The sequence below is a fragment of the Virgibacillus dokdonensis genome, assembly GCF_900166595.1.
Taxonomy (GTDB): domain Bacteria; phylum Bacillota; class Bacilli; order Bacillales; family Amphibacillaceae; genus Virgibacillus; species Virgibacillus dokdonensis.
On record NZ_LT745763.1, the window covers coordinates 242,316 to 257,313 of the forward strand.

General features: G+C 36.6%; 11 protein-coding genes. 7 read left to right on the forward strand and 4 right to left on the reverse strand.

Features of this window, described 5'->3' with window-relative positions; genetic code table 11:
* Positions 1-548 precede the first annotated feature (548 nt).
* Entirely contained in the window at positions 549-2,408 is a 1,860-nt protein-coding gene (locus tag B2C77_RS02890; protein WP_077702327.1) for a cation:proton antiporter, read from the forward strand.
* 264 nt (positions 2,409-2,672) lie between these two features.
* Here the strand turns inward: B2C77_RS02890 and B2C77_RS02895 are convergent, their stop codons facing one another.
* Positions 2,673-2,855 (reverse strand): SE1832 family protein, encoded by a 183-nt coding sequence (locus B2C77_RS02895; RefSeq protein WP_077702328.1) that lies wholly within the window; start codon positions 2,853-2,855, stop codon positions 2,673-2,675.
* Between the two features lie 95 nt (positions 2,856-2,950).
* Here B2C77_RS02895 and B2C77_RS02900 point away from each other — a divergent pair, with 95 nt between their 5' ends.
* Positions 2,951-3,787: a GNAT family N-acetyltransferase gene (locus B2C77_RS02900; protein ID WP_077702329.1), complete on the forward strand. Its 837-nt coding sequence runs from the start codon at positions 2,951-2,953 to the stop codon at positions 3,785-3,787.
* Positions 3,788-4,005: 218 nt separating this feature from the next.
* On the opposite strand, the gene B2C77_RS02905 is transcribed toward B2C77_RS02900, so the two are convergent.
* The gene (locus tag B2C77_RS02905) at positions 4,006-5,094 is read right to left on the reverse strand and encodes an AI-2E family transporter (protein ID WP_331804731.1); all 1,089 of its coding nucleotides are present in this window, start codon (positions 5,092-5,094) and stop codon (positions 4,006-4,008) included.
* 319 nt (positions 5,095-5,413) lie between these two features.
* Here B2C77_RS02905 and B2C77_RS02910 point away from each other — a divergent pair, with 319 nt between their 5' ends.
* Together B2C77_RS02910 and B2C77_RS02915 are read left to right on the forward strand one after the other, a co-directional pair.
* Positions 5,414-7,147 (forward strand): phospho-sugar mutase, encoded by a 1,734-nt coding sequence (locus B2C77_RS02910; RefSeq protein WP_077702331.1) that lies wholly within the window; start codon positions 5,414-5,416, stop codon positions 7,145-7,147.
* Between the two features lie 379 nt (positions 7,148-7,526).
* On the forward strand, positions 7,527-8,315 hold the full coding sequence (locus tag B2C77_RS02915) for a TerC family protein (protein WP_077702332.1): 789 nt from the start codon (positions 7,527-7,529) through the stop codon (positions 8,313-8,315).
* 140 nt (positions 8,316-8,455) lie between these two features.
* Here B2C77_RS02915 and B2C77_RS21525 read toward each other — a convergent pair whose 3' ends face one another.
* Together B2C77_RS21525 and B2C77_RS02920 are read right to left on the reverse strand one after the other, a co-directional pair.
* Positions 8,456-8,620 (reverse strand): hypothetical protein, encoded by a 165-nt coding sequence (locus B2C77_RS21525; protein ID WP_176087264.1) that lies wholly within the window; start codon positions 8,618-8,620, stop codon positions 8,456-8,458.
* A 262-nt stretch (positions 8,621-8,882) separates the two neighbouring features.
* On the reverse strand, positions 8,883-9,593 hold the full coding sequence (locus tag B2C77_RS02920; protein WP_077702333.1) for a Na-translocating system protein MpsC family protein: 711 nt from the start codon (positions 9,591-9,593) through the stop codon (positions 8,883-8,885).
* A gap of 262 nt (positions 9,594-9,855) precedes the next feature.
* Between B2C77_RS02920 and chrA the strand changes: the two genes are divergently transcribed.
* The 3 genes from chrA (at position 9,856) to B2C77_RS02935 (ending at position 14,868) form a co-directional block, all read left to right on the forward strand.
* Positions 9,856-11,034 (forward strand): chromate efflux transporter, encoded by a 1,179-nt coding sequence (gene chrA, locus B2C77_RS02925; RefSeq protein WP_077702334.1) that lies wholly within the window; start codon positions 9,856-9,858, stop codon positions 11,032-11,034.
* Between the two features lie 689 nt (positions 11,035-11,723).
* On the forward strand, positions 11,724-13,115 hold the full coding sequence (locus B2C77_RS02930; RefSeq protein ID WP_077702335.1) for an L-cystine transporter: 1,392 nt from the start codon (positions 11,724-11,726) through the stop codon (positions 13,113-13,115).
* A gap of 646 nt (positions 13,116-13,761) precedes the next feature.
* Positions 13,762-14,868, forward strand: a complete 1,107-nt coding sequence (locus B2C77_RS02935) for an ion channel (RefSeq protein WP_254843926.1) — start codon at positions 13,762-13,764, stop codon at positions 14,866-14,868.
* Positions 14,869-14,998: the final 130 nt, after the last annotated feature.

Sequence of the window (14,998 nt, forward strand, 5' to 3'; positions counted from 1 at the left end):
TAATAGTTTAAAGGTTTATAGTATAAGCAAAACGACAGCTTCCCCAATAAAGCTTTGGTGGTAAGCCAAGTTTTTCTAAAAGGATAAGAAAGTATAAAAATTAGATGCTTTGGTATAAGAAAATAAGCCACGTCCGGCTTAAGCGCGCAGCAACTAGGCGACTTCACGAAATCGCCCTAAGCTAAGTCATCATCGGTTCGTACTAAATAGGAAGGCCGACTAAAGACGGGCTTGCCGGAGGGCGCCGGCATACTCCTGTTGCAGGAGCATGATTCCTAAAACTTTAGTTGCTTGGTTCCACTCGCGCTACGTTGCTAAACGGGCGCTTGAGCTTTTGTTCTGCTATTATGGCTTAGCTTATCATGAGTGAGTTTAGTTTTAACCGTTTCTTTAAGGGAAATGAGTTTACAAATCAATTTTAAAGCAGTTTATTCTTCTGCTCCTTCAATTTTAACAGTAATTATTATAGTCATTACAATTGGAGGGGCAGTTCTATACCTCCAAGAAAAGGAGTCATACCAATTTTATTTTAACCGAGGAGGTATAACATGGTACCATCTTTACTATTTGAAATCATGCTAATCGGTCTTTTAGGGATCGGATCACAATGGGTCGCTTGGCGTTATCGAATGCCTGCGATTGTCGTTATGTCCATAACAGGGTTGTTGGCAGGTCCTATTTTTGGTTTTTTGAATCCCGAAGAAGACTTTGGCAGTTTATATAGTCCGATTATTTCTGTAGCTGTAGCCATTATTCTATTTGAAGGAAGCTTAAATTTAAGTTTTAAAGAATTACGAGGGCTAGGTAAACCAGTCTTTCGTATTTCAACGGTTGGTGCATTTATCGCCTGGATTCTGGGCTCGTTAACAGCACACTATATTGCAGGACTCTCATGGGCAGTAGCTTTTGTAATTGGTGGCTTGTTTATCGTTACTGGTCCAACGGTTATTATGCCGCTTTTACGCCAATCGAAGTTAAAAGCACGACCTGCAAAAATTTTAAAATGGGAAGGGATTATTGTCGATCCAATCGGCGCATTGCTTGCCGTATTCGCTTTTGAAATTATTACCTTCCTAACTGCATCAGAGCCTGATGTAGCTCAACTTCTTCTATTCTTTGCCGCCTCTATCTTTGCTGCGATTTTTGGTTGGGCTTGTGGAAGGGGTATTGGCTGGATGTTTGAAACCGGTCATATACCAGAATTTTTAAAGTCACCTGCTGTTGTCATTGTCGTTATTATGTGTTTTACAGTAGCTGATGAAATTGTTCATGAAACAGGGTTATTATCTGTTACAGCGATGGGGATAACACTGGTGAATATGGGGATTAGCTCTATTTCTGATATGCGTCACTTCAAGGAAAATATATCGATTCTGCTTATTTCAACGATCTTCATTATGTTAACAGCTTCTTTGCAATTAGAAACGCTGTTGCACATATTTAGCCCAAATATCATCGGCTATGTTCTGCTTATGATGTTTCTTGTCCGACCATTATCGATTTTTCTTTCCACGATAGGAACGAGCTTAACGTTTAATGAAAAAGCGCTCGTTGGTTGGATTGCTCCAAGAGGGATAGTAGCATTAACAGTGTCTGGTTATTTTGCTGGTGTTTTATCAGAACAAGGATATGAAGATGCGCAAATCTTAACGACGTTAACCTTTGGGCTTGTGTTCTTTACCGTTGTGGCACACGGATTTTCTATTGGCTGGTTGTCGAAGAAGCTACATTTGTCTATGGAAGGAAGACCAGGAGCAATGATTGTTGGGGCAAATCGATTTACGGTGGAACTAGCTAAATCTCTTTCAAAAGCAGATTTTCCAGTTATTATTGTAGACTCTTCATGGGAGAAGCTAAGAACTGTAAGAGAAGCAGGGATTAATTTTTATCATGGTAATATCCTATCTGAACAAACCGAGTATAATTTAGATACGATTCCATATGAATATTTGTTGGCAGCAACGGACGATCATGCCTTTAATTCATTAGTTTGTACGACATTTATGCCAGAGTATGGAAGGACAAATGTGTTTAAAATTAGTCCATTCGACCAATTTAATGGCGATTCTGTTGATGTTGTGTCAAGAGTGGGCGGAAGAATTTTGTTTGATAAGAAATTTACAATGGAAGACTTGCTTGATAAATTAGATCATCATTATGTATTTAGACAGACAACGTTAACCAGTCAATATAATTACAAACAATATTTAGCCGATAAAGATGATGCAACAGTGTTCCTATATTTAATCAAACCTTCTGGACAACTAAAGTTTTATTCTGAAGAAATGAGGACGGTACCTGCTGTAGGAGACCGGATTGTTAGCTTAACCCCACCAAATAAAGAAAAAGCAAAAATACAAGCAAAGCTGGAAACACAGCGCAATGGTCAATCCAAAGAAAACAGGTAATAAAATACTCGAATGCTTAAAAGTGGGAACGAATTACTCATGTGTCAAGTGAGTATTGTTATGAAAACATATCCTAAAGAAAAACGATAGCTTGTCGCCGAGCATGAACAGCGAATGTTATCGTTTTTCTTATTTGCACGATAGGAGAGTATAAATTCTTAAGGGTTTATAGTATAAAAAAACTCGGCTATCGTCACAAAGACTTTGACAGCTGAGTTTTTCTAAAATTACGTCTATTGTATAAACCGTATACAAAGTTAGCTGTTATCTATTTAATGCGTCCAACTGACGATGTACTTCGGCAATTTCTCCTTCTAAACGAATTAATTGTTCCTCGGCAGAAGATACTCTGCCACGCACATACTCCAGTTTATCTAAATCCCCCTGAATTCGCACGTAGTCCGATTTTAATTCATCCAGCTTATCTTGTAATTGTTTTTCGTTCATTTCCCTATCCCTCCTTACTATGAGTGTAACGAAAAAAGCCTTTACAAAACAGTATAAACTATATATCGTTTAAAAAAAGCAAAGGGGGAGGCAAGGTGAAAGTCCAGTTCGCAAAATCAGTAGAGGCTTATGTAGATTTCGTTGAGAAGAAGCTTTTAGAAAAAGAAGCATGCAATAATTTAATCCTTGGTATATTAGAGCGTCTAAAACAGAATAACGAAGGTGCCTATTATTTAGGGTGGGTAGAAAAGGATAAAGAGCTTCTTTTTCCTTTTATGCAAACAGCCCCAAATAATTGGGTGCTCCCAGATTTGGTGCAATTTGTTGGAGAAGAGGTGATCCGTGCTGCTGTAAAGCAGATTTGGGATCAAGGTATGGAAGTGCCAGGGGTGATAGGACCAAAACAGTACGCTACTATCTTTGCAAAAGAATGGCAAGATATTACAGGTAATCAACCTGTAGTTCATATGCAAGAGTGGATTTACCAGTTAGATGCGGTTAATCAAGTGCAGCAGCATGGTGAATTGGTATTCGCTCAAGAGAAAGATTTGTCATTACTAATTCATTGGTTACAACAATTTGGAGAGGAAGCTGGTGTGAAAATTACAGAAAAACAGGCAGAAGCAATTGCGCGGCGTAATATAAATCAACATTCTGCTTTCTTATGGCAAGTCGGAAAACATTACGTATCCATGGCAAACCGATCAAGAACAACAAAGAACGGAGCCACAATTAATGCTGTGTTTACTCCTGATCAACATAAAGAAAAAGGGTATGCTACGAGTTTAGTTGCTACATTGAGTCAACAATTACTTGATAGTGGATATCAGTTTTGTAGCTTATACACCGATACATCCAACCCTATCTCCAATCATGTATATCAAAAAATTGGTTATTATAAAGTTGGCTCAGCAATCGTTTATAGTTTTTGAAATGAATAAATGTTGTAAAGTCGCTGAACTTCATCCCATTTCGCTTGAGTTTCATGAGAAGTTGCTGAAGTTCACAATAAAGTCGCTGAAGTTCACAAGAGTTGCTACACCTTAAACCAATAAAAAACAGTAGCGTTTGAAAGTCGCTACTGTTTTTTACACATTTGTTTGTTTTTACTCCAGATGAGATTTTGCCAAAAAACTGCGTGATAGTCGTTTTAAATGAGCGCGTCGTCTTTATTCTTTTTGGAGTCCACATACGTTTGATAAAAATGGACAAAAATTGTTTTAATGAGCGCATAGAAAGGAACTGCGAACAGGATACCTAAGAAGCCAGCTATGCTCCCAGCAGCTAGGATAACGGTAATAACGGTTAATGGATGTAAGTCTAATGCCCGACCCATCACGTTTGGTGAAATTAAGTTACTTTCAATTTGCTGAGCGGCGATCATAACGAGTGATACCCAAACGACCATAAATGGCTCTTGAAAGGCGCCGACAATCAATGCTGGAATAACAGCAATAAACGGACCAGCAAATGGAATGACGTTCATTACCATGGCAAATAAGGCGAGCGTTAATGAGTAATTTAATCCAATAATTAAGTAACCAATAAACAATAATACTCCTACAGAGAAACTAACAATTAATTGACCCTGAATGAAAGAAGTTAACGTAGCATCAAGTTTAGATAGCAGTGCGCGAATGTTGGCAGCTTTTTTCTTGGAAAAAATTTGCGTTATGAATGGTACAAGTTTTTCTCCATCCTTAAGCATAAAGAATAGAAAAAACGGAACAAGCACAATTGACGTAACAAAGCCGATAATTTGCCCAATAAAGCCAAACAAATAATTGATAACACTATCAATATGTGATTGTAAATTATTGGTGAAATCATTAATGGCTTTATCTATTTGCTCTGGAATAGCCGTTTGGTTGGCTTGCCATAAGGAAATCATATCTTGTGCCCAATTTACCATTTTCGGAACATTATCAATTAAATTACGGAATTGCTGCTGGGCGATTGGCGCAATATACATATATACAAATACACCGAGAAGGATGATTACAACAAAGACAAGAACGATAGAAATAATCCGATTAATCTTCAAACGCTCAAAAAAATACATTAACGGTTTTGTTAAATAGTAAAGGATACCCGCACCGATAATAGGCACTGCCACAGCGCCAACTATTTTCACAAAGGGAAAGAAGATAAATTTTGTTACTGAGATTAATAGAATGAGTGTAAAAGCTAAAATAAAAAACATAAAAAATTGAAACCAGCGTTTGTTTACCACATACATCCCTACTTTCGAGTGTTCATAGATCTTATTTTTTATTTTACTGGTTTATGTTAAAAATAGAAAGAATATATTCAACGATATCTTATATTCTACTAAAACCTATTACTAAGTTTATCCATTTTACAACCGATGTAAACAAAAAAGGGTAGGCATAGTATAATTAGAGAAAATATGCTAAAATTCGTATAGTATGAAAGTAGCAAATAAATAGTGCTAATGTTTTAATATACGATTATTTATAATAGTAAACGAGGAAGTCCAATGTTCGCAAAATGGTAAGGGAGCGCCCTCGTATAGAAAAAACTTGGAGGATAAGCAAATGATGAGCTGGAAGCATATCTTTGAAAAGTGGGATTCGTTTGAAGACTTAGAACCTAATTTAATACAGGAATTGAAGGAATTAAAATCAGACCCTGTTGCATTGGAGGATGCTTTTTATAAAGAACTGACCTTTGGTACTGGTGGCATGCGTGGAGTTATTGGAGCAGGAATAAATCGAATGAACGTCTATACTATCCGAAAAGCTGTGAATGGCTTAGCGAATTATTTGCTCGACCATACAGTAAATGTGAAAGATCGTGGCGTTGTCATCGCTTATGATTCGAGACATATGTCGAAAGAATTTGCTTTAGAGACCGCTAAAGTATTAGGATCGTTTGGTATAACATCCTATGTGTTTTCGTCTTTAAGACCTACGCCTTTACTTTCATTTGCTGTACGCTATTTAGGTACAGTTTCAGGTGTTATGATTACGGCTAGTCACAATCCGCCTGAATATAATGGTTTTAAAGTTTATAATGAATATGGTGGGCAGATTACTCCAAACCAAGCTTCAGAAATTGTTACTTGTATTAATAAGGTAGAGGATGAATTATCTGTTCCTTATTTGGAAAAAAAGGAGCTAGAAGAAAAAGAACTCTTAAACTGGATAAAAGATGAAATCGATAATGCTTATTTAGATAAATTGCAAGGAATATCGAAAATGCCTGCAGATAAAATAGAGATAGAAAAGGAAATGCCAATTGTTTTCACTCCTTTGCACGGAACAGCCGCTGAGCTTGTACCTAAAGGGTTGAAACAGTTGAATTTCAAGCATGTTCATGTGGTAAAGGAACAGGCTGTTGCTGATCCTGAATTTTCTACGGTTGCATCACCAAACCCAGAGGAACATCAAGCATTTACGATGGCCATAGAACAAGGGAAGCAAATCGATGCTACTCTATTACTTGCTACGGATCCTGATGCAGATCGTTTAGGTGTTGCGGTAAAAAATAGTGCGGGAAGTTATCAGGTTCTGACCGGAAACCAGCTAGGCGCTTTAATGTTAGATTATATTCTAGCCCATAGTGACGAAGCATTATTAAGAAGCGGACGAATGATTAAAACCGTTGTCACATCAGAGTTAGGCAGAGCTGTTGCCGATTATTATGGTATTCAGACATTGAATACATTAACAGGATTTAAGTTTATCGGTGAGAAAATTAGACAGTTTGATCGTACCGGTGAAACGTTTGTGTTTGGTTATGAAGAGAGCTATGGGTATTTAATTAGCAGTTTTGCTAGGGACAAAGACGCAGTGCAAGCTTCAGTAATGGCTTGTGAAATGGCCTATTATTGGCAACAACAAGGTAAAACATTATTAGATGCTTTATACGACCTATTTGCTCGTCATGGATACTATTTTGAACACATGCAATCGATTACTCTAAAAGGAAAAGAAGGCTCAGAAAAAATTGGTGTTATTATGGATGATGTTCGCAGAAAGCCTGCAGAGCAAATTGGTGGGTTGAAAGTAGTGCAAATGGAAGATTATTTAGTTAGTAAAAGAACGCTTAGAGACGGGAATGTTGAAACAATCGAGCTACCGAAAGAGAATATGGTGAAATATAAGTTGGAGCAGGATTGTTGGATTTGTTTACGCCCATCTGGAACGGAACCAAAAATTAAATGTTATTTTGGTGTTCGCGGTACGAGTGAAGAGGATAGTAAAAATAAATTAGCCACTCTACAGGAATCGATGAATCAAATTTTACAAGGAACGATAGAAGTATAGCATATAAAGTGGTTGACATTTTTCTCTGAAACATGTTTAATAAAATAGTAATTTTGTTCCTATAATCAAATGTCGTAAAAACAATATCTTCTATACCATAGGAAATTAGTTTTTTGGACATGCTTTTTATAAAGGGGAGTAGCTGTACAATTTTAGTCGTCATTACGAGATCATTCTCCGGCTGAATTGGCAACGATCGTTGTTAGCGAGACCTTTACCAAACTTGGTAAGGGTCTATTTCTTTTTTATGATTCTTACCAATTGGTAGGAATCTTTTTTCATTGTTAAGAAGACCTGCTGCATTGTTTTGTAAAACTTTGGAAGCTGTTTTCTAAACAGAAAAATTTCGATCGCCATAAGCGAAAGGAGAAGATAAGGAATGGGCGTTGATTTACTCATCGAATATTTATGGGTTTTAGTGGTGCTTATCGGTTTAGAGGGATTGTTAGCGGCAGATAATGCACTTGTACTAGCAATTATGGTCCGGCATTTGCCAGAAAAACAGCGTAAAAGAGCATTGTTTTATGGATTAGCAGGTGCTTTTGTTCTGCGATTTGGGTCATTATTTGTTATCTCGTTTTTAGTAGATGTTTGGCAGGTACAAGCTCTTGGTGCGCTGTACTTACTATTTATATCTGGAAAACATTTATATGATCGATTTAAACCGAGAAAAGAAGTGGAAGAAGGAGCGAATGTAACAGAAAAAAAGGGAAGCGGCTTTTGGATGACCGTGTTAAAAGTAGAGTTTGCTGACCTTGCATTTGCAGTTGACTCTATTTTAGCTGCTGTAGCATTAGCAGTTGCATTGCCAGCAACTGGGTTAGGCCATATAGGAAGCCTCGATACGGGACAGTTTTTAGTCGTGTTTGCTGGTGGAATGATCGGTCTCATTGTTATGCGATTTGCTGCAAATATATTTGTAGAATTGTTAAATAAACGACCTGGGCTTGAAGTAGCGGCTTTCGTTATTGTTGGTTGGGTTGGCGTGAAGCTAAGTTTAATTGTACTTGCTCATGAGGATATTGCATTCATACCACATGATTTTCCGCATTCTACGTTATGGAAGATCATCTTCTATGTAGTGCTTGTGGGAATTGCTGTCACTGGTTGGTTCTCATCCAGTAAGAATGAAATAGATGACGTAAAAGTAAACAAAATAGAAGGTTAACCTAATTATGAAAGTTTAGCCATTTAGCCTATGCTTCCATTCCATTCATTTTGAATGGAATGGAAGCATTTTAAGTCTATGGTTATTATGCAAAGTAAACTTCAATCAGAAGGGGTTTTTAAAAGATAAATTCTAAACAGTTATTGTTTCTCAATCTTTAAATTATAGTTATCAGGCAAAATTAATACATCTTTTGCTTCTAGAAGATATTTTTCTGCTTCTTGGTAAGTTTCAAAAATCATCTCCTGCTCATTCATAGCTATAATTGCCCGTACATTATTGCTAATTGCAACGATTCGATACATGTGATCTCTCCTTTTTCTTGTTGAAAGCTTCAACTCACCTTAGCTCCTCTGATATAAATAGGCAGTAATCGATTTTTATACACTATAGGAAAAGTACAGAATGATATGTTTTATCACTTAAGGACTTGGCGACAAGCCAATTTTTTCTAAAAATCTTACATATATATAGGACTTGTGAATGAAATTTTTAATAAAAAAGCCGAAAAGGGTTCATCCTTTTCGGCTTATGTCTTAGCGCTATTGTCCAGACATTCCTACCAATTTATTTTTCGGCATGTAGTATGAGTACGACATAACCGATGTCTTGTTGAAAATCCCAATCTACAAACAGATCTTCAATCCTTTGCTTTAAAATGGATTCTAAATACGACCTGTCGATAATGCTTTTCTCTAATTTTCTTTTAGAAAGCCTTAATTGCTCTTCAAAGCCAGAAGAAATAAGTTCTTTTTCAATGCTGACGAGAATGTCCTCTCGCTTTGATATAATAGTTCGTTCATTTAATCGAACAGAAGCTATATTACGAGGAGCTTTTTGTGCTTTTTCAGTAAATCGTTTCATTTCTTGATGAATTTTTGTTTCCTGTTCGCTAGAAAGTGCGCTCAAGTTCTTTGTTAATTGTGTTGCCTTTAATTCAGCAAATATAACACCTGTCGTATTTGCTAAGTTCCAATCATAATAAATCTGATGAACCTGGATCGCAAACTCGTTACTCCACATCGTTTTTAGTTCAGGCATACATTTTTCCATGACAATATCTCGTGTTTCTTCTATTTTCAAAGCTTGTTTTTGCTTAAGTAAGACATTTTCCATCGGTGTAATAAAGTCTTTCAAATAAATGATTAAATAAGAATGGGCTATAGATACATATAATGCTCCAGGCCCTTTACCAAAATAGCTTCTTAATAGTTTACCAGTTGCACTAGCAATGGAAGCTTCGGTTGATTTGGCTTTCGCTTTCACGTTTTCATTCATCCTTTTTTGAAGGAATACACCTAGTATTGCATTCCCTTTTTTTAGTATATCATTACCCCATAAACAGTGACAAGAAACATCCCTATTACAGTTATGTAAAAAACATTAACATACGATGCAATTTATGATACATTATCAGTACTATTCGTAGAAGCTCTTATTTCTAGATTGTGAGCGACTTTGCTTGATTTGTTCACCGAACAAGACCGTGGGGAGGAAAGTCCCCCTTGATAGATATAGATTTACTTATTGGGAGGCGATTATGACTAAGAATCAATCCTTATTAGACATATTACGAACTTCATTAAAGTTGGGGTTAACATCGTTTGGTGGCCCAGTGGCTCATTTAGGGTATCTTAAAACGGAGTATATTGATAAGCGTAAATGGTTAGATGATAAAACATATGCCGATATTATTGCTTTGTGCCAATTTTTACCGGGGCCTGCTAGCTCACAAGTAGGAATAGCTATTGGTATGTTACGAGGTGGATTTTTAGGTGGTGTTGTCTCCTGGTTTGGTTTCACATTACCTTCTGTGTTTGTGCTCGTGTTGTTTGCTCTATTCTATCAATCTTTCACACTTGGTGATGCGAATTGGATTGCTAGTTTAAAAATTGTCGCTGTTGCCGTAGTAGCTCATGCCGTACTTGGTTTGGGTAAAAAGCTGGCACCAGATAAACCGCGGATTGCAATTGCGTTGGTAGCAGCACTGATTATGCTTCTTTTCCCATCTGCATTCGTACAAATTGCCATTATTTTAATGGGGGCAGGTATTGGTTACTTTTTGTATAAGAATAAAGCACAACCGAAGCTTTCTTCTTTTGCTGTCTCGATTTCGAAAAAACAAGGAATACTTGCACTATCCATATTAGTGGCAATGTTGATTGGACTTCCCATTTTAGCAAGTGTGTTTCCTTATATGTATATACAGATTGCAGATACGTTCTTTCGTGTCGGTTCGTTAGTGTTTGGCGGTGGACATGTTGTGCTACCGATGCTAGAACAGGAAATTGTTCCGACAGGATTTGTAACGAGCGATGAATTTTTAGCTGGTTATGGGATGGCACAAGCAGTTCCTGGGCCATTATTTACGTTTAGTTCTTATGTAGGAACAATGATGAATGGAATAATTGGTGCTGTCATTGCTACGGTTGCTATTTTTTTACCTTCCTTTTTACTTATTGTAGGTACATTGCCATTTTTAAGTGAACTACGTAAACGTTCTAGCTTTCAAGGTGTTTTAACGGGAGTGAATGCAAGCGTTGTTGGCTTATTAGTTGCTGCTTTCTATGACCCTGTTTTTACAAGTTCTATTTTAAACGGAGCCGATTTTGGCTTGGCGGTTATTTTATTTGCATTATTGCATTTCTGGAAGGTTCCGGCTTGGCTCATTGTTATTATGGGAGTTATTGGTGGAGAGATTGTCCATTTAATCGGGTGACATCTAATTTAAAAACGGGTAAGCAGACAATTTTCAATATAAAAATTGGAAATTGTCTTTTTTGCACTATAGGAAAGTATAAAACTTTAAGGATTATAGTATAAGAAAAACAAAGGCTTTCCTTATAAGACTTTGCACTAGCCATGTTTTTCAAATACTTTAGAATGTTACAGGTGTATAAACCAAACTAGAAATTTGAATAAGCCAAGGTTATCTAATATTATAGGAAAATGTAAATAGTATAAAAATCCTTTTTAGGCGTTAAGCAGAAGTTTTTTACATTATAGGAAAGTAGTTTATAGTATAAATAAAATGACGGCACCTTCATAGAGATTGGCAATAGACCAACTTTCTAAACTTACTTTTGAATTTGTATAATCTTCGAGACTTCATGCCATGCTTAAAATAGCCTTTCACAGTGAGATGATGAAGATCATATGTCATAGAATTTTAGTGTTTATCGTATAAGCAGAATGGCGGTTTTCACTGTAAAAATATAGCGTTATTTAAACGAGTAAAGGAAGCAATATAATATGAAATTATTTTCTTGACAGGCATGCGGAAAAAATGTAATCTAAGTAAAGTCTTAGTATTTTTATCGGATTAATATAATATGCATGTATCATGTTGGGTTAAAAGCGCATAAAATAAGTTCAACTAGATGCAAACAATAAAAAGGAGGTAAGCTAATGGGCATGTATACGATACTGAATGTGGCAATATTAGCTGTACTTATAGGAATTCTTATTTGGATGCAAAAGAAACACTTTTCGTTTACAAAGCGTGTTTTTACAGGCTTAGGTGCCGGAATTATTTTAGGAGCCATTCTTCAATGGGCTTATGGGGCTGGGTCTGATGTATTAATAGAGACAACGGATTGGTACAGTATTGTTGGAAGTGGGTATATTCGCTTTCTAATGATGATTGTTATTCCACTTGTGTTAGTTTCCATCATTCAATCCATTATTAACTTAGAAAAATCGGCCGAATTAGGAAAAATGGCTAGTTGGATCATTGGAATTTTAATCTCAACAACGATGATTGCAGCTTTAGTTGGCATCGTTACGGCTACGGTGTTTGATTTAAATGCTGAACAAATTGAAGCAGGGCAAGCAGAGAACGAACGAGGAACGATACTAGAATCAACCTTAGAAGAGGTGGAAGAGCAAACAGCTGCACAAAAAATTGTTAGTTTTATTCCATCAAATATCTTCTTGGATATGACAGGAGATCGGTCTACGTCTGTTATCGCTGTCGTTATTTTCTCGGTTATTGTAGGCATTGCTGTTTTGGGAGTAAGAAGAAAAAACCCTGAACAGGCGGAAATGTTTACCAAAATGATTAATGCGTTGTATGCAGTAGTTATGCGGATAGTGACACTTATCCTTCGATTAACACCATATGGAATTTTAGCTTTAATGGCAAACACAGTGGCGAGTACTGATTTTGCAGGTATATTAGAATTAGGAAAGTTTGTAGCTGCTTCTTATGTTGCGATAATAACTATGTTTGTAATTCATTTAATTCTTGTCGGTTTATTTGGTCTAAATCCGTTCATGTATTTACGTAAAGCTATTCCAGTGCTTGGCTTTGCATTTACATCCCGTTCTAGTGCTGGAACAATTCCGTTGAACATCCAAGCTCAACAGCATGCTTTAGGTGTTGATCAAGGAGTAGCGAATATGTCAGCATCCTTTGGTGCAACAATGGGGCAAAATGGGTGTGCGGGTATTTATCCAGCGATGCTTGCGGTAATGATCGCTCCAACAATGGGAATTGATCCACTATCACCAGGCTTTATTTTACAGCTTGTGTTAATTATCGGCGTCAGCTCATTTGGAATAGCAGGAGTAGGCGGTGGAGCAACTTTTGCAGCGTTAATCGTTTTATCTTCTATGAACATGCCGGTTGCTTTAGCTGGGTTATTAATTTCCATCGAAGCATTTATCGATATGGGTAGAACGGCGTTGAATGTCAATGGTTCTATGGTAACTGGAACAATTACAGCAAGAATTTTAAATAAGCTCAACGTAAAAACGTTTCAAGATAAAACGGCAATACAAGAAGCAACGGACATCTAGAAGGAATAACAGATGAATAAAGGATAAAGTAGTAATCCATGATATGCTAATATAGTGATAAACTTTAGGTAGATCAGGATGAAAACTGCGCTTCAGCAATCCTTCGAGATAACCGGTAAAGTAGAGGTTAAACAACGCATGTATTTAGAATGGAAATGGTGCTTACTTCTTTAGTTTGGAAGTAAGTGCCATTTTTCGCTTTAAATTATAGGAAAGCATAGAAGTTGTATAGTTTAAGAAAAACTACAGCTTTTACCATAAGACTTGTCGACAAGCCAAGTTTTTTTCTAATAGGGAAGTATCTCACCTTGCAGTTCATGAGCCGATATTTATTATATAGTGAATCTTCATGGAACAAATCGATATATGTAGCTGTTATTATTTGCTCGCATTTTTCGTTTCTTGAAGTTGGATACACGTCTCTATAACCAGTATCGAAGTTTTTTCAGACACAATCCCATGTTTGTACATTTTATCCTATTAGAAACTTGTCGTGGTCGCATGGAGATAGCTAACGTTTTTAAGAAACGCACTTGCAAGCAAATTTTTGCATGCAAAAGCGTCGTTTTTCCATCCCTATTTCGCAACAATTCGAACATATAATTTTAAAAGGGGCGTTATAGATTTATTGCCGTATGTATGCCGGATGCAGTTAAAATATGTTACTATTTTAATAGCTTTATTATTGGAAAAAGTGAAAGAGGAGGAGCATATGATATTTTTTAAACAATTATTTGTTAAAGTTATCAAATTAAATAATTGGTTTTTGCTTTTTGCTACACTTACTTTAGTGTTTGCCAGCAGTTATTTTATTTATTACTTAGAACCTGATACATTTGCTAGTCCGTTTGAAGGGCTTTGGTGGACGATGACAACTGTCACAACAGTTGGATATGGGGATATCTCACCAACGACTGTAGGCGGGAAGCTTTTTGCCATGTTCCTATATATTGTAGGGATTGGTTTAATGACTATTTTTATTGGCAAAGCGATTGATTTTTTGAGCATTCGAAAGCGGTTGAAGGAGGAAGGTAAATTGACGATTACTACAGAGGATCATATCATTCTCATTAATTGGACGAAGAAAGCAAGCATTACATTAGATGAGATTTTACATACATTTGATGATGTTCGCATTGTAATCATTGATGAGAAAATCGAAAAAACACCATTGATTCATGAACAGGTAGAGTTTGTTTACGGTAATCCAGCGAATCGAGATGTACTATTAAAGGCAAATTTGCTTAAAAGTAAATCTGTGATGGTTTTTGCTTCTGAAGATGGGGTAGCAACATCTCAAGCTGATGGTCAAACATTACTCATTGCAACAACCTTAGAAAGTATTGGCAAGGAGTTTTCACAGAATATTTATACGATCTGCGAGGTGTTGGAATCTACACATATTCCAGCCTTTAAGCATGCAGCTGTTGAAGAATTTATTACGGCGAATGATACAGCAGCACACTTGGCAGCACGTTCGATTTTATTTAATGGATCAAGCGAGATTATTCGTCAACTAACGAGTCATCGAGGTTATGATCTCTATTCCATAGGTAAAAAAGCAGAATGGGATACATATGAGCATGCTCGGACAGAATTAGCATCGCAAGGGGCTATTTTACTTTCTAATCGTAATGATTTATCAATTATTAACCAATTAAAAGATTCGATCCCCCAAGGCGCAAAATTGTTTATTATTTGTGATGAAGATGCATATGCTAATTTGCTTCATCAAGGTGTTCCAACTAGTTAATGTTTTTGCATTTCAGGAGAAATTTGTTTAAGCAACACTTGACGTATCGCCAAGTGCCGCTTGTTGTATCCTAGTTAAGAAAAACCGAAAATGATTCCTTATGAAGAAGTCTATTTCCGTGATTGGTACG

Excerpts from the sequence above, each read along its gene's own strand:
- B2C77_RS02905 (WP_331804731.1), bottom strand. The coding sequence starts at position 5,094 with ATGTATGTGGTAAACAAACGCTGGTTTCAATTTTTTATGTTTTTTATT.
- B2C77_RS02915 (WP_077702332.1), top strand. The coding sequence starts at position 7,527 with ATGGGCGTTGATTTACTCATCGAATATTTATGGGTTTTAGTGGTGCTT.
- B2C77_RS21525 (WP_176087264.1), bottom strand. The coding sequence starts at position 8,620 with ATGTATCGAATCGTTGCAATTAGCAATAATGTACGGGCAATTATAGCT.
- B2C77_RS02895 (WP_077702328.1), bottom strand. The coding sequence starts at position 2,855 with ATGAACGAAAAACAATTACAAGATAAGCTGGATGAATTAAAATCGGAC.
- B2C77_RS02930 (WP_077702335.1), top strand. The coding sequence starts at position 11,724 with ATGGGCATGTATACGATACTGAATGTGGCAATATTAGCTGTACTTATA.
- B2C77_RS02910 (WP_077702331.1), top strand. The coding sequence starts at position 5,414 with ATGATGAGCTGGAAGCATATCTTTGAAAAGTGGGATTCGTTTGAAGAC.
- B2C77_RS02890 (WP_077702327.1), top strand. The coding sequence starts at position 549 with ATGGTACCATCTTTACTATTTGAAATCATGCTAATCGGTCTTTTAGGG.
- B2C77_RS02920 (WP_077702333.1), bottom strand. The coding sequence starts at position 9,593 with ATGAATGAAAACGTGAAAGCGAAAGCCAAATCAACCGAAGCTTCCATT.
- chrA (WP_077702334.1), top strand. The coding sequence starts at position 9,856 with ATGACTAAGAATCAATCCTTATTAGACATATTACGAACTTCATTAAAG.
- B2C77_RS02935 (WP_254843926.1), top strand. The coding sequence starts at position 13,762 with ATGCAGTTAAAATATGTTACTATTTTAATAGCTTTATTATTGGAAAAA.